Raw genomic sequence first — 21,409 nt, 5'->3', positions numbered from 1 at the left:
CATGGCCTCGGGCACGCTCGTCTCCCGCGCCCTGGGGTTCGTCAAGACCGTCCTCATCACGGTGGCCATCGGCTCCGTCACGACCGTCTCCGACGTCTTCGAGCTCGCGAACACGCTGCCGAACCTGATCTACGTCCTCGTCGCGGGCGGCATCTTCAACGCCGTCCTGGTGCCCCAGATCATCAAGGCCTCCAGGACCGCCGACGACGGCGGGGCCGACTACATCTCCCGCCTGCTCACCCTCGCCGTGCTCGCCCTGCTGGGCGTGACGGCGGTCGTGGTGCTCCTGGCGGGACCCATCATCCGGACCATGGGCACCGAGTGGACCGAGGCGCAGCTCTCGCTCGGGCTGACGTTCGCGCTGTTCACCTTCCCGCAGATCTTCTTCTACGGCCTCTACACCGTGGTGGGGCAGGTCCTGAACGCCCGCGGCGCCTTCGGCTGGTACATGTGGGCGCCGGTGGTCAACAACGTGGTGGCCATCGCGGCGCTGCTCGTGTTCGTGCAGCAGTTCGGCGCCTACCAGCAGGACCCGCACACCCTGGAGAACTGGACGCCGGCCAAGACGTTCTGGCTGGCGGCCATGGCCACCGTGGGCGTCGCCACCCAGGCCCTCGTGCTGTTCTGGCCGCTGCGCCGGCTCGGGCTGGGGCTGCGGCCGAGGTTCGGCTGGCGCGGCATCGGGCTCTCCACCGCGGCACGGCTCGCGGGCTGGACCCTTGCCACCGGGGTCCTCGCCAACCTGGCGTTCCTGACCCTCACCAAGGTCGCCGCGATCCCCACCGGCTACCGCCCGGAGTACCTCGCCATGGACCCGCCGCAGCAGATCGCGGGCGTGGCGGCCCTCAACCAGGCCTCGATGCTGTACTCCCTGCCGCACGGGGTGATCGGGCTGTCCATCGCCACGGTGCTGTTCAACCGGATGGCCGCGGCCTCGACCGACGGGGACCGGGCCGGCATGGTCGCGTCCCTGTCCTCGAGCCTGCGCATCACGGGCGTGGCCACGGTCTTCGCCACGGTCGCCCTCGTGGTCTTCGCCGGCCCGCTCGGCATGCTCTTCAGCGGCGGCGTCCCCTCCGCGGGTGCCGTGGTGGGCCAGGTGGTCACGGTGATCGCGATCGGCGCGCCGTTCATGTCGATCTCCTTCATGCTCGGCCGGGCGTTCTACGCGCAGGAGGACGCCCGCACCCCGTTCCTGGTGCAGGTCGGCGTCGCCCTCTTCACCGTGGGCTCGGCCCTGCTGATCTGGTCGTTCGTCCCGCCGGACCTCATCGTCTTCGCGGTCGCCGGGTGCTACGCGGCCCAGAACGTCCTGAGCGCGCTGATCTACCACGTGGTCCTGGTCCGCCGGATCGGGGACTACGACGTCGCCCGGATCGTGGACTCCCACGCCCGGATCCTCGTGGCGTCCCTGCTCGCCGGCGCGGTCGGCGCCGCGGCCCTGTTCCTGCTCGGCGGCTACGACCCCGCCGGCTTCCCCTGGACCAACCAGCTGACCGCGATCGCGACCGTCGCCGTGGGCGGGACCGTCATGGGGATCGCCTACCTGGGCGCCCTGAAGCTCTGCCGCGTCCGGGAGCTCGACAGCCTCGTGCGCCCGCTCCTCGCCCGGCTCGGCCGCTGACCGTGTGACGAGGCTCTCGGCCGCGGGACGCCGGGACCGGTAAAGTGCTGAGTGGTCGGTGACGTGGGTCAGGAACACCCCTTCTGCCCCGCCGGCCACCCCCGCCCGCGAATTCCGGCCCCCTCCGCGAATTCCCGACCCCCCAGGGAGCCAACGTGCCCGCACCGATGAAGCTCGGTTCCGTCCTCGGCGGCCGCTACAAGGTCGTCACCGATGTGCTGGCCACCGCCGAGGGCGACCACGTGCTCGAGGGACAGGACCAGATCCTCGGCCGCCGCGTGTCGATCCTGCTGCCCGCCGAGCGGCACACGTCCCTGCTGGTGGAGAACGCCCGCTCCATGGCCAACGGCACCATCGGTGCCCCCTTCCAGATCCTGGACCTGGGCCAGGCGGAGGCGCACACCTACCTCGTGACCTCGCACACCCCGGCCGCGGACATGCTGGACTCCCTGCTCGTGGAGCCGGACGACGTCGAGGACGAGTCCCTCAGCGACGACATCTTCGGCGCCCCGCGCGGAAGCGGCAGCGGGTCCTACGTGTACGACGAACCGGACCCCACCAGCCCGACCCCGGTGGTCGCGACCGAGGCCTCCGACGACCTCGGCGGCGCGGTCCCCCAGCCGAAGGTCACGCGGTGGCGGGACGACGACTCCTACGACGACGCCGCACCCGCGCCCTCGGTGCGCACCCGTCTCGGCCGGCCCGTGCGGGTCAGCGCCACCTCCACCCGGTCGACGCTCTTCGACCGTGCGGCGGCGAGCGGCACCGCGGCCTCGGCCGTCCGCACCGCCGGGACGGACATCGATCCCGGCTACGACGGTGACAACCGCTACGACAGCTACGACAGCTACGACAGCTACGACGACGGGCACCCGGACGCGGCCCTCGGGCCGGAGGAGGCCGCCGCGGTCGCGCCGCCGCGCATGGAGGAGACCACGGACCGGGCTCAGAAGGGCGGCAGGGGCCTGCTGCTGCTCCTGCTCCTGCTGCTGGCCCTGCTGATCGGTGCCGTGGTGTTCAGCTTCGACCGGTTGGGCGGGCTCTTCGCCGGGTCGGAGGACCCGGAGCCCGCGGTGAGCGCGCCCGCCGAGGAGCCGGCCGGCGAGGAGCAGGGCCAGCCGAGCGCCGAGCCGGAGACCCCCGCCGCCGCTCCGGAGCCCCGCGCCGTCACCCGGGTGGTGCCCACCGACCCGGGCTTCATGGCCGACCAGGACGCGCAGCTGGGCCAGGTCGTCGACGGCAACCCGTCCACCTACTGGATCAGCTACGGGTTCTCCGATCCGAACTTCGGCAACCGGACGCCGAGCGTGGGCCTCGCCGTGCAGCTCGAGGAGCCCGCGCCCGTGGCGACGCTGAGGCTCAACCAGTCGGCCGGCTCGGGCGGGCTGTTCGACGTGTACGTCAACGACACCCCGACCCTGGACGGTGCCGACCAGGTGGCCTCCGGCTCCTTCACGGGCCCGGAGATCACCGTTCCGCTCTCCGCGGCGGCCCGGGACGGGGAGCACGAGTACGTGATCGTGAACTGGACGCAGCTGCCGCAGCTGACGAACCCCATCGCCGGGTTCAACCACGGCCTGCGGATCGGCGAGATCCAGCTCGACTGAGGCCTCCCCTCCCCCGCGGGGCCCGGCAGGGTCGGCCCGGCACCGGAATATCCGCCGCGCGCGCCCCGTTGTGCCAGTGGTCCCTGCGGTCGGCGTGCCCGGCCGCTTCTTGTACGGAAGGTCTGCAGAACAGTGAGCCCCGACTTCGGTCCCGTGATCAACGCCCTGAACCTCGTTCCCCCGACCGGCGAGCCGACGGCCGGCGCGGACGACGAGACCGTCCACGAGGTGATCATCGTGGGATCCGGCCCCGCCGGGTACACCGCGGCCGTCTACGCGGCGCGCGCCAACCTCCACCCCATCGTGTTCGCCGGGTCCGTGACCGCGGGCGGCGAGCTGATGAACACGACCGAGGTGGAGAACTACCCGGGGTTCATCGACGGCATCCAGGGCCCGGAACTGATGTCCAACATGCAGCAGCAGGCGGAGCGCTTCGGCGCCGACATCCGCTACGAGGACGTCGTGGCCCTCGAGCTCGAGGGCGAGGTCAAGACCGTGACCCTCGAGGACGGCTCCGTGCACCGCGCCCACGCGGTGATCCTCGCGACCGGCTCCGCGTACCGGGAGCTCGGCCTGCCGGACGAGAAGCGGCTCTCCGGCCACGGGGTGAGCTGGTGCGCCACCTGCGACGGGTTCTTCTTCAAGGAGCAGCACATCGCGGTGGTGGGCGGTGGGGACTCCGCCCTCGAGGAGGCGACGTTCCTCTCCCGCTTCGCCTCCAAGGTCACCATCATCCACCGGCGGGACAGCTTCCGCGCGTCCGAGATCATGCAGCAGCGCGCCTTCGAGGACCCCAAGATCGAGGTCCTGTGGAACGCCGAGGTGGTGGGCATCAACGGCGAGGAGAAGGTCCGCTCCGTCACCGTCCGCGACACGGAGTCCCACCAGACCTCGGAGCTGCCCGTGACCGGGCTGTTCGTCGCCATCGGCTCCGATCCCCGCACCGCCCTGGTGAAGGACCAGCTCGAGCTCACGGTGGACGGCACCATCGCGGTGGACGGCCGCAGCTCCACCACGAGCCTCGCCGGGGTCTTCGCGGCGGGCGACGTCGTGGACGCCACCTACCGCCAGGCCATCACCGCCGCGGGCTCCGGGTGCGTCGCCGCCGTCGACACCGAGCACTACCTCGCCGCCCTGCACGACCGCTCGGTCCTGCACAGCTGAGCCGTCCCGGTCAGGGCGCCTGCCGGCGCCCTGACCGGCATGGGTCATAATCGAACCAGATCCCCTCCCGCACGATTTCCATCCAGAGCGGTGCGGGCACGCCGACCGCGTGCCCGGCGCCGGACAAGGAGAAACATGAGCGCCGCCAAGAACGTCACCGACGCCGACTTCCGCACCGAGGTCCTCGAGTCGGACAAGCCCGTCATCGTCGACTTCTGGGCCGAGTGGTGCGGCCCGTGCCGCATGGTGGGCCCGGTCCTCGACGCGATCGCCGCCGAGCACGCCGGGACCGTCGAGGTCGTGAAGCTCAACGTCGACGAGAACCCCGCCGTCGCCTCCCAGTACGGCATCACGTCGATCCCGGCCATCTACCTTTTCTCCGGCGGTGAGGTGGTCAAGAAGGCCATCGGCGCCAAGCCGAAGAGCGCCCTCGAGAAGGAGTTCGCCGACTACCTCGTCGCCGGGAACTGAGCGGTTCCTCCGTCATCTGCGACACCTCGGGCTCGTCCGCCCCTCCCCCGTCCGGGGAGTGGCGGGCGAGCCGCTGTCCTGGCACCCCGCCGACCCCTCCGACCCGTGGGACTTCCGTGAACAACGACGACACCGAACCGATGCTGCGCCGGACCATGACGAGCCGGCGGGTGGTGAGCCTGCGCGAGCGGCTCCTCCGGGCCGGCGTCACCGTGGCCTATCTCGCGCCGCAGGACGTCAACAACCCCTCCTACTTCGACGACCACGTCGACGCCGCCGTTCGCGCCTTCCAGCAGGAGCGCGGGCTGATCGTCGACGGACTGGTGGGCCCGGAGACCGACCGGTGCCTCAACGAGGCGCAGTACGCTCTGGGCGACCGCCCGCTCTACGCCGACGACGACCGACCGCTTCGGGGCGACGACGTCAACATGCTTCAGCACAACCTTTCGCGGTTGGGTTTTTATTACGGTCCCCTCAACGGGGTGTTCGGCAGCAGCACGCACCACGCGGTCATGGAGCTCCAGCAGAGCCTCGGTCTCGGGACCACCGGAGTGGTGGACCGCGAGACCATCGCCGCCCTCGCCCGGATCAACAAGAACATCACTTCCTCCAAGGCCTTCTCCCTGCGCGAGTACCACCGCCTGGAGCGCGCCACGTCCGCCCTGCGCGGCCGGTCCGTGGTGCTCGTTCCCTCCCGGGCCGCCGGTCAGCAGCCGCCTGCGGGGGCGGCTCCGGACTTCCGGGACCACGCCGACGAGGTGACCTGCGACGTCGCCCTCCGGGCTTTCGAGCTGCTGCACGAGATCGGGGCGGAACCGGCGGTGGTCGCCCCGGGACGGGAGCTCCGCGACCGCCTCGGCGGACCCGTGCGGACCGTCGACTCCGCCCAACAGGTTGTCAACGGGGGCCGCACGGACGCCGTGGTGGTCACCCTGCACTGCGACTGGAACTCCGCCCCCGCCGCCGGCGGGGTGGCCTCCTACTACTGGGGCGAACAGGACCGATCGGAGATCTACTCCCCCATCGGCGAACGGGCCGCCGTGGTCGTGCTCAAGGAGATGGTCGCGCGGACGGGGGCTCTCGACCTCGGCACCCACGCCCGGCAGTGGGACCTCCTGCGGTCCCACGACGCGCCGACCATCTGGCTCGACCTCGGCTATCTCTCCAGCTCGGCCGACCGCGCCGCCCTCGCGGACCCCGAGCACCGGAACCATCTGGCGGAGGCCGTCGTCTTCGGTCTGCAGCGCATGTTCCTGCTCGCCGAGGACGACGTCCCCACGGGCACCATGAGCGTGGACGACGTCGCCGAGTACAACGGACGCTGAACCCGCTGGCGATCCGGTCGCCCATGAAGAAGCCCCGGTGTTTCACGTGAAACACCGGGGCTTCTTCATGGGCGAAGGGACTAGGAGCGGTCCATCCCCGGGTCGAGCACCTCGATGATCCGGTTGAGATCCTCCACCGAGGCGAACTCGATGGTCATCCTGCCCTTGCGGGCGCCCAGGGCGATCCGGACGCTGGTGTCGAGCCGGTCGGAGAACGCCTCCGCGATGTAGTCCAGCCGCTCCTTGTTCCGCCCGGCCGGCGCGGACTTCCGTTGTGGCTTTCGCTCCCCCGCCTCAGTGAGCTGGACGGCCTCCTCCGTGGCGCGCACGGAGAGGCCCTCGGCCACGACGCGCTGCGCGAGCCGCTCCATCTCCGCGGGATCGGCGAGGGACAGCAGAGCGCGTGCGTGTCCCGAGGACAGCACACCGGCCGCCACCCGGCGCTGGACGAGCGGGGGCAGCCGGAGCAGGCGGATGGTGTTGCTGATCTGTGGTCGCGAGCGGCCGATGCGCCGCGAGAGCTCCTCCTGCGTGGTGCCGAACTCCTCGAGCAGCTGCTGGTAGGCGGCGGCCTCTTCCAACGGGTTCAACTGGCTGCGGTGCAGGTTCTCGAGCAGGGCGTCCCTGAGGAGGTCGTCGTCGGCGGTCTCCCGGACGATCGCCGGGATGGTGGGCAGCCCGGCGCGCTGGGTGGCACGCCACCGGCGCTCCCCCATGACCAGCTCGTACGACTGCTCAACGTTCTCCCGGGTCGGACGCACCACGATGGGCTGCAGCACACCGAGCTCGCCGATGGAGTACGCCAGTTCCGCGAGTTCCTCCTCGTCGAACACCTGACGCGGTTGCTTGCGGTTGGGATGGATGGAGGTCACCGGGATCTCGGCGAAGGTGGCGCCCGGCACGGCCGCCAGCTCCTCCCGATCAGCGTCCGTTTCACGTGAAACGTCGCCCTCCGCGCGGCTGGCCTCAGGGGGTGCGGGGATGTCCAGCGTCGGTGCCGGATCCGCCGTGCTCCGACGCGCCCGTGCCGGCGCCGCGGTGTTGTCCGTGGTCAGCGCGCCTTCTGTGGTCCACGCATTTTTCCGGGCGGCAGATGTTTCACGTGAAACACCTGCCGCGCCGTCCGGTGCCGTCCCCGTGGACGCAGGCGGGGCGTCGGTCACGGACGACGACTCCCCGCCGTCCGATGTGCTCGTCGAGGGAAGGAAGAACATGTCGGACGGGCGGCTGACCAGAGTCGTGTTGCGCAGCGCCTCGCCCATGTCCATGCGCGCCTTCATGGCCTTCTGTCGTGCCGCAGGACTGACAGTCCTGCCACGAGCACCGGCCGCAGGCCGCTTCGTGGACTCTGCCGTCGCCGTCCCGTCCGAGGCGCCGGAGACCTCGATGTCGACGATGTCCGCACTGTCCACGAGCTTCGTGGCCGCAGGTGCTTTCGTGTCCTCGGCGGACTCGGTGGCTTCGGCGGACTCGGTGGCTTCGGGGGACTCGGTGGCTTCGGGGGACTCGGTGGCTTCGGGGGACTCGGTGGCTTCGGGGGAATCGAGCATGGCGGAGGTCCGGGCGGCCGTGTCCGGCCTGTGTGAGGTCTTCCCGGTCGTGGCGCGTGGCCGGTCATCGCTCTTCGTGCTGGCCGGGGCAGGCTCACCAAACCCGGAGGATGTCTCGTCGTGCTGCCTCGTGGATGTGGTCCGCACCGAAGTGGCCGTGTCGGTACGAGGCGTTTCACGTGAAACACCAGATGTGGCGGACGCGATGGGCGTCGCGTCGGCCACACCCTTCGTCGTTGCCGGCGCCGTGCCGGGACCCGGCTCGTCCTTCGCCGGGGCCTCCGCGGCGGGCGCACTCGGAATGAGTGCACCCAGTCCTCGGCCCAGACCACGTCGTCGTTCGCTCACGGTGTTCCTCTCCCTTGCCCAGCAATCCGGACAATTCTAGCCGAACCGCGCATTCCGACGTGCCGTTCCACGTGGAACGGGACGAGGCAGCCGCGTCCTACGGGGCCGGGCACGGCCCGACGCCCGCCTCCGGGTGGAGGCGGGCGTCGGGCGGGGGAGAGGGCGGAACGGCCCAGTCAGCGCTGGGAGCGCTGGGCGATCTCGGCCGCCGCCTCCAGGTAGGAGAGCGCTCCTGTGGAGCTGGGGTCGTAGCTGATGACGCTCTGCTGGTAGCTCGGCGCCTCGGAGATGCGCACCGAGCGGGGGATCATGGTCTCCAGGACCTCGGCGGGGAAGTGGTTGCGCACCTCTTCGGCCACCTGCGAGGCGAGGTTGGTGCGGCCGTCGTACATGGTCAGGAGGATGGTCGACACCGACAGCTCCGGATTGAGATGCTTCTGGATCATCTCGATGTTCTTGAGCAACTGGCTGAGACCTTCGAGCGCGTAGTACTCGCACTGGATGGGGATCAGCACCTCGGTGGCCGCCACGAACGCGTTGAGCGTCAGCAGTCCGAGACTCGGAGGGCAGTCGATGAAGACGTAGTCGAGCCGCTCCAGCCCATCGGCCTCTCGCTGCTTCGCGTACGCCTCGAGCGCCCGGCGCAGCCGGTGCTCCCGCGCGACCATGGAGACGAGCTCGATCTCCGCGCCGGCCAGGTCGATGGTGGCCGGGACGACCCACAGATTGTCGGCCTCGCCGGACGGCTTCACCGCCTCGGCGATGGGCATCTCGTCGATGAGCACGTCGTAGGTGCTGTCGACCTCGGAGTGGTGCTCCACCCCGAGGGCCGTCGAAGCGTTGCCCTGGGGGTCGTTGTCGATGACGAGCACGTTCTGTCCCTGGCGGGCCAGGGCGACAGCGATGTTCACCGACGTGCTGGTCTTGCCCACGCCGCCCTTCTGATTGCTGATCGTGAAGATCCGCGTTGCGGCGGGCTTCTCCAGCTGGATCTTCTTCAGCCTGGCGCGTCGCCTGGTCTCCTCCACGAGCTTCCTCCCCAGCGGCGTGTCCTCCGCCATCGTTGTGGTCATCTTCGGCAACTGTCCGCCCGTTTCACGTGAAACGCGAGTGCCCCGGTCAGGAACAACCTTTATTGATTGATCAAGCGGATCGGGGGGAAACTCGGCGTCGAAGCCCCGTGGGCCTCCCGCGCCGTCGTCGATCGGCATCTGACTGCGCACCTTCCCGGTTCCTCTCGAACTCGTTCCGTCGGAGCACGCCTCCCGTGGGGGAGGTGTGCCTGGGGCCGCGCCGCAGGTCAGGTCGCCGTCGGCCCGGGGGCCGATCTCGGCGCACCGCCCGTGGCACACTGCCCCCAGCCTACCGTCGACGCCGCGCACCGGTCGGCGGTGCTCAGAGACGGACCCGGACCACCGTGGTGGGCTCCTCGAGCAGCCCTTCGCCGGCCGGGAGGATCTCGGTGGACCGGGCGCCCAGGCGGTCCAACTTCTTCTGCGCCTTGCGCACCTCGTCCGCCGCGGACCGCCCCTTGAGGGCGAGGAGCTCGCCGGTGCCCCGCAGCAGCGGCAAGGTGATGTCCACGAGGCCCACCAGGGCCGAGACCGCCCGGGCGGTGACCACGTCGACCTCGCCGACGTCCTCCTTGGCCTGCTCGGCACGGGACCGCAGCACGTGCACGTTCGTGAGCCCGAGGTCGGCCACGACCTCGTCCAGCCACTGCACACGCCGCTCCAGGGGCTCGATGAGCGTGATCCGCAGGTCGGGGCGGGCCAGGGCGAGGCAGAGTCCGGGCAGGCCGGCGCCGGAGCCGACGTCGGCCACGCGGGCGCCGGTCGGGATGAGCTCCTCCACCACGGCGCAGTTGAGCACGTGACGGCTCCAGAGCCGGGGCACCTCCCGGGGACCGATGAGCCCCCGGACGATGCCCGAGGACGCCAGGTGCACCACGTAGCGCTGTGCCAGGGGCAGCCGCTCGCCGAACAGCCGCTCGGCGGCGTGCCGCTCCCGGTCGTCCGGGACCGGCGGCTCCTGCGGGGCGGGGGAGGGGCGCTGCTCCTCGGACATCAGCCCTGGGCGACGGACACGACGATGTGCCGTGCCGTCCCCTCGCCCTCGGACTCGCTGACGAGACCCTGCTCGGCGACCACGTCGTGCACGATCTTGCGCTCGTAGGCGGACAGGGGGTCGAGGTGCACCCGCTGCCCGCTCTCCTGCGCCTCGCGCACGGCCGCGCGCGCCAGGTCCTGGAGCTCACCGGCCCGGCGGAGGCGGTAGCCGCCGATGTCGAGCACCAGGCGGGACCGGCGGTCGGTGGCCGCGAGGACCGAGAGCCGCAGGAGCTCCTGGAGGGCCTCCAGGACCTCCCCGTCCTCGCCGACCAGCACCGCGAGACCCTCGACGTCGTCACCGTCGGCCACGACCGACAGGTAGGTGCGGCCGTCGCGGACCTCGATGTCGATGTCGCCGTCGAGGTCCGCCGTGTCCAGCAGCTCCTCGAGGTAGTCGGCCGCGATCTCGCCCTCCTCCTCGAGCGGGTCGGTCGCCGCGCCGTCCTCGTCGTCCCGGTTCCCCGCGGATCCCGGCTGGGGGGCCGGTCGGTCGGTGCCCGGGGCCTGCGGGGCGGGCGTCTCCGGGACGGAGGTCTCCGGGACGGGGGCGTTCTGGGCAGGGAGCTCCGAGGCGGGAGTCTCCGTCCGGGCGCTCTGCGCGGCGTCGTCGCGCGGCGCGGCGTGCTGCCCGTCGTCGGCGTCCTGGGTGGTCTGCCGGATGTCGGTCATGTCGTCTCCTGGGGCCGTGGAGGCACGGGGCCGGGCTCGCCGGCCCCGTGCGGGGAGGGGGTCGGGCCGGTTCGACCGGCCGCGGTCATCGCGCCTGTTTCCGCTTCGCCTGCTGCCTCTGGCGCTTCTTGCCGACCGGCTGCTGACGCTGCCCGGCGGCGGCGCGGGCACGCTGCTCCTCGATGTCGGCCTCGTGCTCCTCCACGGTCTTGCCGACCGGGGGGAGGCCCTTGGCGGCCCGGCGCTCGTTGAGCTCCTGCTCGGCCTGCGAACCGGGGGTCGGGTTGTTGCGGATAACCCACCACTGCTGGCCCATGGACCAGACGTTCGAGACGGTCCAGTAGATGAGGACACCGATGGGGAAGTTGATGCCGCCGATCGCGAAGACCAGCGGGAACAGGTACAGCATCATCTGCTGCTGGCGGTACATGGGGGAGGCCTTGGCGGCCTCGCTCATGTTCTTGGCGGTCAGCTGCTTCTGGGTGAAGAACTGCGAGGCGGACATCGCGATGATCATCACGATCGCCAGGAGGATCGTGGCCACGTGGTTGCCGTCGCCCGGGTTGAGCAGCGTCGAGAACAGCGGGGCCCCGAAGAAGGTGGCCTCGTTGAAGGACTGCACGGTGGCGGCGTTCAGGACGTGCACGCCCTCGCCGGCGGCCGCCGACTTGGGCACTCCGTTGAGGACCTGGAACAGCCCGAAGAAGATCGGCATCTGCACCAGGATGGGCAGGCAGGCGGAGAACGGGTTGGAGCCGTGGCTCTTGTAGAGCTCCATCTGCTCCTGAGCCATGGCCTGCCGGGACAGCTGGTCCTTCTTGCCCTTGTACTTGGCCTGGAGCTTCGCCATCTCCGGCTGCAGCTCCTGCATGCCGCGCATGGACTTGATCTGCTTGAGGAACAGCGGGATGGTCAGCGTGCGCATGACCAGGGTCAGGCCCACAATGCACAGCACCCAGGTGATGCCCGCGGCGGGGTCCATCCCGATGGCCGTGAGCATCTCGTGGAACACCCACAGCACGGCGGAGACGACCCACCTGAAGGGGAAGAGGATCATTTCGAACAGGTTCATGGGGAAGGCTCTCCTTGGGCCGCGGGGCCGGTGCCCCCGGCGGGGTGGTGCTGGTGGCGCTCGGCCAGGGTGGGATGGTTCAGCAGGACGATCCGGGGAAGGGACGCGAAGTCGGGGAAGACCCGACCCCCGTCCGGGACCCTGTCGATCCCACCCGCCGCCCAGGGGTGGCAGCGGAGGAGCCTGCGGACGCTGAGGCCCAGGCCGCGCACGGCGCCGTGCACCGTGACGGACTCGAGGGCGTAGGCCGAGCAGGAGGGGAAGTACCGGCAGACGTCCCCGTACAGGGGGGAGACGATGGTCCGGTAGAGCTTGAGACCCGCGATAAGCGCGTTCTGCGGCAGGAACCACAGGACCTGCCACGCCGACGCCGGGCGGACGAACTCAGGAGGAGCCGCCGCGAGGAGGTCCTCGGGCGCGTGAGCGTGCTCGCTCATGACTCCGGCTCCTCCCGTGCGGGTCGTCGGTCTTGTGCGGTGGTCGTCGTCCCAGCGGTCCCGGAGACCCCCGCCCGCGCGGACGCCGTCCGCCACGCCTTCGCGTAGTCGGCGGCGAGCTCCGCCCAGTCCGCGCGGGAGGCGGACGGCAGCGCGCGCACCACGACGTCGTAACCGTACGGGGCCTGCCTGACCGTGGTCTGGGCGAGTTCCCGGAGGCGTCGTTTCACCTTGTTGCGGCGCACGGCGTTGCCCACGGCCTTCGAGACGACGAAGCCGAACCGGGCCGGTCGCTCCTCGCCGGTGGGACGCACATAGACGACGACGTTCCGGCGCCCGTTGCGGGCGCCGGAACGCGTGGTGTCCGAGAACTGGACCGAGGTCCGGATCCGGTGCTGGTCAGGCAGCACGGTCCCGCTCCTGCGCGGCCGACGGCTCAGGCGACTCCGGCACGGCGACGACCGCCCGTCGCGGGGCGGTCGTCGGAAGCGCCGGCGCCGACACGGACCGGCTCAGGCGGAGAGCTCGGTGCGGCCCTTGCTGCGGCGGGCGGCGAGGATGGCGCGACCGGCGCGGGTGCGCATCCGGGCACGGAAGCCGTGCTTCTTGGCGCGACGGCGGTTATTCGGCTGAAAAGTCCGCTTGCTCACTGGTTACTCCAAAGGCGTCAGGGTGTGCGCCCGTCCTCGTGCTCGTCCGCACCGGTTCGGCGCGGACGAATGGGACGGTCACAGCGGTGCTGGTGGATGCGTCCGAGCATGCGGATGGGCATGACAGTGGACACAAAAGACTACTTCACCCTAGACAACGGGCAGGGGAGGGTCAAATCAGCCAGGGGTGGCCGCGGACCCCGGCTGCCGGCAGGAGTGCGGGGCGGCGGGGGAGGGAAGAGCGGGATCGAGCGGGGGTCGAGTGCTGGACCGGGCGCCCGGAGACCAGGTGCCGCTGTGCAGTCCACATCCTACCCACAGCTGTGCACGGATCTTCGTCACATCCTGTGGAAAACCCGTCCGGCCGGAGCCGCGGAACCACGCGGATCAGGCCCCGAACTACACGTCTGTAGTTCCCGGAGCGCCCGGAAAACGGCTATGAACTGCTCTGACGCATGTTCTAGGCTGGCACTCGCGGCTGGCCCCCGACAGCTTTTCCACCGTTGTGAACAACGCTGTGGACAAGATCCCTGCCGAGGGGCCGGGACGACCCGTCCACCGCCTCGTCATCCCGACGACATCTCGACGACAGCAGGAGTACGCGTGGGCACGCAGGACAATCAGGCGCTCAGTGCGCAGTGGGCCGAATGCGTGCAGTACATGTACGAGGACCCCATGACCACGGGGCGCTACCGGGGGTTCATCTCCCTGGCCCAGCCCCAGGGCCTCATCGGCACCACGCTGCTCGTCGCGGTCCCGAACGAGCTCACCCGCGAGTTCTTCCAGAACCAGATGGCCTCCGTGCTCCGGTCCTCCGTGGGCCGTGCCTTCAGTCCCGAGACGCTCGTGGCGTTCGTGGTGGACGCCGACCTCGAGACCGCCCCCGCGCCGGAGGCCGGGGCCTCGGCGCCCACCGCGGCCCTGCCCCCGATCAGCGAGCTCGAGGCGGAGCGCAACCGCACCGACCTGCCCGCGCGGGTCGACCACGCGGACACCGCCGACGCGGTGCAGGTCGACCAGTGGACGACCGGTCTCGACCGGCAGCCCGTGGGCCTCATGGCTCCGTCCCCGGAGCCGGCGCCCCGTTCCGGACCCGGCCCCGCCGACCGGACCCTGCCGCCGCCTCGGGATCCGCAGGCCGCGCCGCCCCGCCGTCCCGTCCAGGACACCGGCACCGCTCCTGCCGTGGTGGGGGAGTGGGACAGCTCCGCGCGGCTGAACCCGAAGTACGTCTTCGACTCCTTCGTGATCGGCCAGTCCAACCGGTTCGCCCACGCCGCGGCGTTCGCGGTGGCCGAGACCCCGGCCAAGGCCTACAACCCCCTGTTCATCTACGGGGAGTCGGGGCTGGGCAAGACGCACCTGCTGCACGCGATCGGCCACTACGCCAAGCGCCTCTACCCCCAGGTGCGGGTGCGCTACGTGAACTCGGAGGAGTTCACCAACGACTTCATCAACTCGATCCGCGACGACGAGGGCTCCTCCTTCAAGGAGATCTACCGCAACGTGGACATGCTGCTGATCGACGACATCCAGTTCCTCGCGGGCAAGGAGCATACGCAGGAGGAGTTCTTCCACACCTTCAACGCGCTGCACAACCACGAGAAGCAGATCGTGATCACCTCCGACATGCCGCCCAAGCAGCTCACCGGCTTCGCCGAGCGCATGCGCTCCCGCTTCGAGTGGGGCCTGATCACCGACGTGCAGCCCCCGGAGCTCGAGACGCGCATCGCGATCCTGCGCAAGAAGGCCACGAGCGAGGGCATGGACGCCCCCGACGACGTGCTCGAGTACATCGCCTCCCACATCTCCACCAACATCCGCGAGCTCGAGGGCGCCCTGATCCGGGTCACCGCGTTCGCCTCGCTGAACAAGCAGTCGGTGGACCTGCCCCTGGCCGAGCTGGTGCTCAAGGACCTCATCACCGACGACGGCGCGCAGGAGATCACCGCGGCCTCGATCCTGGCCCAGACCGCGGTCTACTTCGACATCAGCCTCGAGGAGCTCAAGAGCAAGTCCCGCACCCGGACGCTGGTCACGGCCCGGCAGATCGCGATGTACCTGCTGCGCGAGCTCACCGACATGTCCCTGCCCAAGATCGGCCAGGAGCTGGGCGGCCGCGACCACACCACGGTGATGCACGCCGACCGCAAGATCCGGACGCTGATGGCCGAGCGACGGCAGATCTTCAACCAGGTCACGGAGCTCACCAACCGGATCAAGCAGCAGCAGCGCGAGGGCTGAGCTCGCCCCCTCCCCTCCTCGAAGGGCTCGGCGGATCACCGCCGGGCCCTTTTCGTGTAGTTCGTCCACAGGCTCCGCCCGCGGGATCCCGGGCCCGCCGGTACCTTCCTGCACAGGATTTCCGCACTTGTGGAGCGCCTGTGCACAGTCCAGAACCCACACCTGTGGATAAAATTGTGGAATTCCCCGCCGGATCGGTGGAGAACCTCGGTACAACTCGGGGGAGGGCTGTGGAACCCGCGGAACCACGCGGATCTCGTCCACCGGCAGCAGGCGTTTCGGTGGAGCGCGAACCACAGGAACTCAACAGGCCCGGACCGCCCAGGAGCTGGTCGAGAGGCAGTTATCCACAGATTCCACAAGGGTTATTAACACTCCCATCCTTAAAGAGAGATCTGGCCAAACAACAAGATTCCTGGAGCCCCGACCCCGTCCGGGCCCTCCTGGGCACCCAAATCACAAGAACGCCGCCACGGAGCGGCCGAATGGCCGTCCCGGGAAACGGACCGATACGATGCAGAGGGCGAAGACCCCGTCCGCACCGCTGCACCTCGCGGGGCAGCCGGCCCCGGAACCTGTCAGGACCCCGGCTCCGCCCTCCTCGCTCACACTGAAAGGCAGCAACCTCTCGTGAAGTTCTCCGTCGAACGCGATGTTCTCGCCGAGGCCGTCACCTGGACCGCTCGGTCCCTCTCTCCTCGGCCCCCGGTCCCCGTGCTGTCCGGTCTGCTCATCCGTGCGGAGGGCGGTCAGCTGTCCATCGCGAGCTTCGACTACGAGATCTCGGCGCGGCTGTCGATCAGCGCCGACGTCCAGGAGGAGGGCACCACCCTCGTCTCGGGCCGTCTGCTCGCGGACATCTGCCGCTCCCTGCCGTCCGCCCCGGTCGAGGTGCACGCCGACGAGGGCAAGGTGACCCTGACCTGCCGGTCCTCCCGGTTCAACCTCGCGGCCATGCCGGTCGCCGACTACCCCGAGCTGCCCGCGCTGCCGGACGTCTCCGGCGTGGTGGCCGGTGACGAGTTCGCCCACGCCGTGGCGCAGGTCAACATCGCCGCGAGCAAGGACGACACGCTGCCGATCCTCACCGGCGTCCGGGTGGAGATCGAGGGCGAGAAGATGACGCTGCTCGCCACCGACCGCTACCGGCTCGCGATGCGCGAGCTCACCTGGCGGCCCAGCACCCAGGACATCTCCACGGCCGCGCTGATCAAGGCCCGCACCCTCAACGACATCGCCAAGACACTCGGCCCGGCCGGGGACATCAACATCGCGCTCTCCGACTCCGCGGAGCTCGTGGGCTTCGAGTCCGGCGGCCGGCGCACCACGAGCCTGCTCATCGACGGCGAGTACCCCAAGATCCGGTCCCTGTTCCCCGAGCACACCCCGATCACCGCGGCGGTGCGGACCACCGAGCTCGTCGAGGCCGTCCGGCGCGTCTCGCTCGTGGCCGAGCGCAACACCCCTGTGCGCCTGGCCTTCACCCAGGGGCAGGTCGCCCTGGACGCCGGGACCGGCGAGGACGCCCAGGCCTCGGAGGTCCTCGACGCGCACCTCACGGGCGACGACATCACCGTCGCCTTCAACCCGACGTACCTGTCTGAGGGCCTGCACGCCTTCGCCTCCGACTACGTCCGGTTCTCCTTCACCGCCCCGCCCAAGCCGGCCGTGCTCTCCGCCCAGGCCGAGCCCGAGGGCGAGGACAAGGACGACTACAAGTACCTGCTGATGCCGGTGCGGCTCCCCAGCCAGTGACCGGCCGGCCCGGAACCGGAAGCTGCTGATCCCGGCGTGTTCGTCGACCACCTCTCCCTGCTCGACTACCGGACGTATGCCCATCTGGACATACGTCTCGCTCCCGGGATCACCGTGTTCCTGGGGCCGAACGGCGTGGGCAAGACGAACATCGTCGAGGCCCTGGACTACACGGCGGGCCTCTCCTCGCACCGGGTGTCCTCGGACGGTCCGCTGATACGCTTCGGCGCCGAGCGCGCGATCGTTCGCCTCCGCGTGCGGCGGGGCGGGCAGCAGACGGTCCTGGAGCTCGAGCTCAACGACGGTCGCGCCAACCGGGTGCGCATCAACCGGGCCTCCCCGGTCCGGGCCCGGGACGCGCTCGGCATCGTGCGGACCGTCCTGTTCTCGCCGGAGGACCTGGCTCTGGTGAAGGGCGACCCCTCCCACCGCCGGCGCTTCCTCGACGACCTCGCGAAGTCGATGCGCCCGGTCCTCGCGGGCACCCTGGCCGACTACGAGAAGGTGCTCAGGCAGCGCAACGCGCTGCTGAAGTCGGCCCGCCGGAGCGGCCGGTTCACGGACACCCACCGGTCGACCCTGGCGGCGTGGAACGACCAGTTCGCCCGCGCCGGGGCCGGCATCCTGCACGCGCGCCTGCAGCTCATCGACGCCCTGGCGCCCCAGGTCGCGACCGCCTACGGCCAGCTCACGGACGGGAGCAAGGAGACGACCCTGCGCTACGTGTCCTCGGTGCTGCCCGAGAGCGCGGCCGGGGACGCCGAACGGCTGCGCGGGTTCACGCCCACGGACCTGCACCAGCTGATCCTCGAGGCGTGCGAGGCCTCGGAGCAGCGGGAGCTCGAGCGGGGGCTGACCCTCGTGGGCCCGCACCGCGACGAGCTCGAGCTGCTGCTCGGTGCGGCTCCGGCGCGGGGCTACGCCTCGCACGGGGAGACCTGGTCCTACGCCCTCGCCCTCCGGCTCGGCTCCTGGTACGTGCACCTCGCGGACGACCCCACGGAGGGCGCGGCGCCGATCCTCGTCCTGGACGACGTGTTCGCGGAGCTCGACGCCCGCCGCCGCAGCCGGCTCGCCGCGATCGTGGCCTCCGCGGAGCAGGTGCTCGTGACCGCCGCCGTCGAGGAGGACCTGCCGGCCGAGCTCGTCGCCGGTCCGCACGACGTGGTGCGGGTGGGTCCCGGCACGGCCGTCCGGGACGACGAGCCGGTGCCCACCGGCACCGGGCCCGAGGAGGCGTCGTCGTGACCGGGCCGCAGCACGAGGACGACCCTCCCCCCGCCGGGGAGCCCCCGGAACCTCCTGTCCCCGAGACGAACGTCGTGCGGATCGAGGACGAGATCGACGCGCCGGCCGCGCTGCTCACCCGGATGCGCCACGCGGCGGAGGCGCGCGGGGACGGGCGGCTCTACGGCGCGGCCGCGCGCCGCAACCTCAAGGGCTTCGGCGCCGCGATGGAGTCGGCCACCGCGTCGGCGGCCGAGCGCCTCGGCCGCCGGGGCAACGACGTGGACCCGCGGGCGCTCGGGGGGTACTCCGGGGCCGGGCGCTCCGCCCGCGACCCCCGGGGCGTCGGCTCGGTGCTGGACGGGCTCGTGTCCGGGCGCGGCTGGAAGGCGCCGGTCGCCGTGGGCTCGGTGCTCGCCCGCTGGGACGACCTCGTGGGGCCGGGCATCGCCGGGCACTGCCGGCCCGAGAGCTTCGACGAGACCGTGGTGCGGGTCCGGTGCGACTCGACCGCCTACGCCGCGAACCTGCGGCTCATGGTCCCGCAGCTGCTGCGCATGTTCGATGAGCACCTGGGGGAGGGCATCGTCACCCGGATCGAGATCCTCGGTCCCACGGCCCCCAGCTGGAAGCGCGGCCGCCGCTCCGTGCAGGGCCGCGGGCCCCGCGACACCTACGGGTGAGGCCGGCGGCCCGGACCGCTGAGCGGCCTCGTGGCGCGCTGCGGCCCCCCGGGGGCGTCCCGGGGGTGGCGGAGCGGAGGAAAAGTGGTCCTGAGGCCCTTTCCAGGCCGCTCAGAGGGACCTGGGGGCACCCCGGGGCCGCGGTTTTCCGATAGAATCGGTTCCAGACAGCAATCGACGGACCGGGCCCCCACGGCCGATCGCGGAACCCCGCCCGCGGCGCGGGCACCCGGCGACGTCGACCCGTTCCGACCCTGCACGAGCCGATGAGCCGCCGAACGTCTCATCGGCGTTCTCTTGTGCCGTCCGGAGCGGGACCGGTGTGCCCAACAGGAGGAGCCAGGAACCCGTGGCAACAGAGGATCCGCAGAAGCGCGAGTACGGTGCCGGTGACATCACCGTCCTGGAAGGTCTCGAGGCCGTCCGGAAGCGACCCGGCATGTACATCGGCTCGACCGGCCCGCGGGGGCTGCACCACCTCGTGTACGAGGTGGTGGACAACTCGGTCGACGAGGCCCTGGCGGGCTACTGCGACCACATCGAGATCACCCTCCAGGCCGACGGCGGCGTCAAGGTCGTGGACAACGGCCGCGGGATCCCCGTGGACATCCACCCGACCGAGGGCCGGCCCACCGTCGAGGTCGTCATGACGATCCTGCACGCGGGCGGCAAGTTCGGCGGCGGCGGCTACGCCGTCTCCGGCGGGCTGCACGGCGTGGGCATCTCCGTGGTCAACGCGCTGTCCCGGCGCGTCGAGACCGAGGTGCGGCGTCAGGGCCACGTCTGGCGGATGGTCTTCGCCGACGGCGGCTTGCCGCAGGGCGAGCTGGTCCAGGGCGAGGAGACCTCGGAGACCGGCACCACCCAGGTCTTCTACCCGGACCCCGGAATCTTCGAGACCGTCGACTTCGACTTCGAGACGCTGCGGGCCCGCTTCCAGCAGATGGCCTTCCTCAACAAGGGCCTGCGGATCACCCTGACGGACGAGCGGGCCCCGGAGGAGTCCGGGGAGGAGATCGCCGGCTCCGCCTCGGACCGCACCGCCGTCCACGCGGACGCCGAGCCGGTCGAGGGCCGCGACGGCGGCACCGACGTCGCCCGGCTCAACCACGAGGACGAGGACGGCGCCGGCCACCGCCGGGTCGTCTACAAGTACGACCACGGCCTGCTGGACTACGTGACGTTCCTGAACACGTCCAAGAAGGCCGACCTCGTCCACGACGACGTCATCGCGCTCGAGTCCGAGGACACGGAGCGGAAGATGTCCCTCGAGCTCGCCATGCAGTGGACCACGGCATACACCGAGTCGGTGCACACGTACGCGAACACGATCAACACCCACGAGGGCGGCACCCACGAGGAGGGCTTCCGCTCGGCGATGACCTCCCTCGTGAACCGCTACGCCCGGGAGAACAAGCTGCTCCGGGACAAGGACGAGAACCTGACCGGCGACGACGTCCGGGAGGGCCTCACGGCCGTCATCTCGATCAAGCTCGCCGAGCCTCAGTTCGAGGGCCAGACGAAGACCAAGCTCGGCAACTCCGAGGCGAAGACCTTCGTCCAGCGCGAGGTGAACAACCGGTTCGGCGACTGGCTCGAGCGCAACCCGGCCGCCGCGCGAGAGATCATCCGCAAGGCCATCAACGCCTCGCAGGCCCGGCTCGCGGCCCGCAAGGCGCGCGAGACCACCCGGCGCAAGGGCCTGCTCGAGTCGGGCGGGATGCCGGGCAAGCTCAAGGACTGCTCGTCCAAGGACCCGTCCCTGTCCGAGATCTACATCGTGGAGGGCGACTCCGCGGGCGGCTCGGCGGTGCAGGGCCGGGACCCCGCGCACCAGGCGATCCTGCCGCTGCGCGGGAAGATCCTCAACGTGGAGCGCGCGCGGCTGGACCGGGCGCTGTCCAACACCGAGGTCCAGTCGATGATCACCGCGTTCGGCGCGGGCATCGGCGACGACTTCGACATCGAGAAGGCCCGGTACCACAAGATCGTGCTGATGGCCGACGCGGACGTGGACGGCCAGCACATCACCACGCTGCTGCTGACGCTGCTGTTCCGGTTCATGCGCCCGCTCATCGAGCACGGTTTCGTCTACCTGGCCCAGCCGCCGCTGTACCGGATCAAGTGGTCCAACGCCCCGCACGACTACGTCTACACGGACGCCGAGCGGGACGAGGCGCTGGCGCGCGGGCTCGCGAACAACCAGCGCATCCCCAAGGACAACGGCATCCAGCGCTACAAGGGCCTCGGCGAGATGGACTACACCGAGCTCTGGGACACCACGATGGACCCCGACCACCGCACCCTGCTGCAGGTGACCATGGAGGACGCGGCCGCCGCCGACCAGATCTTCTCCGTGCTCATGGGCGAGGACGTCGAGTCCCGCCGCGAGTTCATCCAGCAGAACGCCAAGGACATCCGGTTCCTCGACATCTGATCCGCGACATATGTCCTCCCCGGCATGCAATGGCC

General features: G+C 70.6%; 18 protein-coding genes. 10 read left to right on the top strand and 8 right to left on the bottom strand.

Translation table 11 applies throughout. The features are described 5' to 3' along the window. Window position 1 precedes the first annotated feature (1 nt). From murJ to ACYVM4_RS07855, 5 genes are all read left to right on the top strand, one after another. Complete coding sequence (gene murJ, locus ACYVM4_RS07875; RefSeq protein ID WP_460668185.1) at window positions 2-1,624, top strand: murein biosynthesis integral membrane protein MurJ; 1,623 nt, start codon at window positions 2-4, stop codon at window positions 1,622-1,624. Between the two features lie 155 nt (window positions 1,625-1,779). After that, window positions 1,780-3,231 (top strand): hypothetical protein, encoded by a 1,452-nt coding sequence (locus tag ACYVM4_RS07870; protein ID WP_460668165.1) that lies wholly within the window; start codon window positions 1,780-1,782, stop codon window positions 3,229-3,231. Window positions 3,232-3,363: 132 nt separating this feature from the next. Beyond that, a complete protein-coding gene (trxB, locus tag ACYVM4_RS07865; RefSeq protein WP_438612819.1) occupies window positions 3,364-4,395 on the top strand; it encodes a thioredoxin-disulfide reductase in 1,032 nt (343 codons plus the stop codon). Between the two features lie 135 nt (window positions 4,396-4,530). Next, a complete protein-coding gene (trxA, locus tag ACYVM4_RS07860; protein WP_368821453.1) occupies window positions 4,531-4,866 on the top strand; it encodes a thioredoxin in 336 nt (111 codons plus the stop codon). 116 nt (window positions 4,867-4,982) lie between these two features. Then, window positions 4,983-6,191 carry a peptidoglycan-binding protein gene (locus ACYVM4_RS07855; protein ID WP_460668164.1) on the top strand — a complete coding sequence of 403 codons (1,209 nt, stop codon included), beginning with the start codon at window positions 4,983-4,985 and terminating at the stop codon, window positions 6,189-6,191. 80 nt (window positions 6,192-6,271) lie between these two features. Here ACYVM4_RS07855 and ACYVM4_RS07850 read toward each other — a convergent pair whose 3' ends face one another. The 8 genes from ACYVM4_RS07850 to rpmH form a co-directional block, all read right to left on the bottom strand. After that, complete coding sequence (locus tag ACYVM4_RS07850) at window positions 6,272-7,741, bottom strand: ParB/RepB/Spo0J family partition protein (RefSeq protein WP_460668163.1); 1,470 nt, start codon at window positions 7,739-7,741, stop codon at window positions 6,272-6,274. Between the two features lie 524 nt (window positions 7,742-8,265). Further along, window positions 8,266-9,162 carry a ParA family protein gene (locus tag ACYVM4_RS07845; RefSeq protein WP_368821455.1) on the bottom strand — a complete coding sequence of 299 codons (897 nt, stop codon included), beginning with the start codon at window positions 9,160-9,162 and terminating at the stop codon, window positions 8,266-8,268. A 322-nt stretch (window positions 9,163-9,484) separates the two neighbouring features. Further along, window positions 9,485-10,156 carry a 16S rRNA (guanine(527)-N(7))-methyltransferase RsmG gene (gene rsmG, locus ACYVM4_RS07840; protein ID WP_460668162.1) on the bottom strand — a complete coding sequence of 224 codons (672 nt, stop codon included), beginning with the start codon at window positions 10,154-10,156 and terminating at the stop codon, window positions 9,485-9,487. Further along, entirely contained in the window at window positions 10,156-10,869 is a 714-nt protein-coding gene (locus ACYVM4_RS07835) for a Jag family protein (protein WP_460668161.1), read from the bottom strand. The genes rsmG and ACYVM4_RS07835 overlap by 1 nt, the downstream gene beginning before the upstream one ends. 85 nt (window positions 10,870-10,954) lie before the next feature. Next, on the bottom strand, window positions 10,955-11,941 hold the full coding sequence (gene yidC / locus ACYVM4_RS07830) for a membrane protein insertase YidC (RefSeq protein WP_368821459.1): 987 nt from the start codon (window positions 11,939-11,941) through the stop codon (window positions 10,955-10,957). After that, window positions 11,938-12,378 (bottom strand): membrane protein insertion efficiency factor YidD, encoded by a 441-nt coding sequence (gene yidD, locus ACYVM4_RS07825; protein WP_368821460.1) that lies wholly within the window; start codon window positions 12,376-12,378, stop codon window positions 11,938-11,940. The genes yidC and yidD overlap by 4 nt, the downstream gene beginning before the upstream one ends. Continuing rightward, window positions 12,375-12,788 (bottom strand): ribonuclease P protein component, encoded by a 414-nt coding sequence (rnpA, locus tag ACYVM4_RS07820; RefSeq protein WP_368821461.1) that lies wholly within the window; start codon window positions 12,786-12,788, stop codon window positions 12,375-12,377. The genes yidD and rnpA overlap by 4 nt, the downstream gene beginning before the upstream one ends. 102 nt (window positions 12,789-12,890) lie before the next feature. Further along, window positions 12,891-13,028 (bottom strand): 50S ribosomal protein L34, encoded by a 138-nt coding sequence (gene rpmH, locus ACYVM4_RS07815; RefSeq protein ID WP_019181680.1) that lies wholly within the window; start codon window positions 13,026-13,028, stop codon window positions 12,891-12,893. 660 nt (window positions 13,029-13,688) lie between these two features. On the opposite strand from rpmH, the gene dnaA reads away from it, so the two are divergent. From dnaA to gyrB, 5 genes are all read left to right on the top strand, one after another. Next, window positions 13,689-15,272: a chromosomal replication initiator protein DnaA gene (gene dnaA, locus ACYVM4_RS07810; RefSeq protein ID WP_438612824.1), complete on the top strand. Its 1,584-nt coding sequence runs from the start codon at window positions 13,689-13,691 to the stop codon at window positions 15,270-15,272. Between the two features lie 630 nt (window positions 15,273-15,902). Next, the gene (gene dnaN, locus ACYVM4_RS07805) at window positions 15,903-17,027 is read left to right on the top strand and encodes a DNA polymerase III subunit beta (RefSeq protein ID WP_368832965.1); all 1,125 of its coding nucleotides are present in this window, start codon (window positions 15,903-15,905) and stop codon (window positions 17,025-17,027) included. A gap of 36 nt (window positions 17,028-17,063) precedes the next feature. Then, on the top strand, window positions 17,064-18,275 hold the full coding sequence (gene recF, locus ACYVM4_RS07800; protein WP_368821464.1) for a DNA replication/repair protein RecF: 1,212 nt from the start codon (window positions 17,064-17,066) through the stop codon (window positions 18,273-18,275). Beyond that, complete coding sequence (locus tag ACYVM4_RS07795) at window positions 18,272-18,937, top strand: DciA family protein (RefSeq protein WP_368821465.1); 666 nt, start codon at window positions 18,272-18,274, stop codon at window positions 18,935-18,937. The genes recF and ACYVM4_RS07795 overlap by 4 nt, the downstream gene beginning before the upstream one ends. 349 nt (window positions 18,938-19,286) lie before the next feature. Then, window positions 19,287-21,374 (top strand): DNA topoisomerase (ATP-hydrolyzing) subunit B, encoded by a 2,088-nt coding sequence (gene gyrB, locus ACYVM4_RS07790; protein ID WP_368821466.1) that lies wholly within the window; start codon window positions 19,287-19,289, stop codon window positions 21,372-21,374. The last annotated feature ends 35 nt before the right edge of the window (window positions 21,375-21,409 follow it).

It is taken from the genome of Kocuria himachalensis, assembly GCF_054784195.1.
This window is presented reverse-complemented; position numbering and strand designations above follow the sequence as displayed.

What these genes read in the sequence shown, in the direction of transcription:
- rsmG (WP_460668162.1), bottom strand. Translation starts at nt 10,156, where the DNA reads ATGTCCGAGGAGCAGCGCCCCTCCCCCGCCCCGCAGGAGCCGCCGGTC.
- yidD (WP_368821460.1), bottom strand. Translation starts at nt 12,378, where the DNA reads ATGAGCGAGCACGCTCACGCGCCCGAGGACCTCCTCGCGGCGGCTCCT.
- murJ (WP_460668185.1), top strand. Translation starts at nt 2, where the DNA reads ATGGCCTCGGGCACGCTCGTCTCCCGCGCCCTGGGGTTCGTCAAGACC.
- dnaA (WP_438612824.1), top strand. Translation starts at nt 13,689, where the DNA reads ATGTACGAGGACCCCATGACCACGGGGCGCTACCGGGGGTTCATCTCC.
- ACYVM4_RS07835 (WP_460668161.1), bottom strand. Translation starts at nt 10,869, where the DNA reads ATGACCGACATCCGGCAGACCACCCAGGACGCCGACGACGGGCAGCAC.
- ACYVM4_RS07845 (WP_368821455.1), bottom strand. Translation starts at nt 9,162, where the DNA reads ATGACCACAACGATGGCGGAGGACACGCCGCTGGGGAGGAAGCTCGTG.
- yidC (WP_368821459.1), bottom strand. Translation starts at nt 11,941, where the DNA reads ATGAACCTGTTCGAAATGATCCTCTTCCCCTTCAGGTGGGTCGTCTCC.
- trxA (WP_368821453.1), top strand. Translation starts at nt 4,531, where the DNA reads ATGAGCGCCGCCAAGAACGTCACCGACGCCGACTTCCGCACCGAGGTC.
- ACYVM4_RS07850 (WP_460668163.1), bottom strand. Translation starts at nt 7,741, where the DNA reads ATGCTCGATTCCCCCGAAGCCACCGAGTCCCCCGAAGCCACCGAGTCC.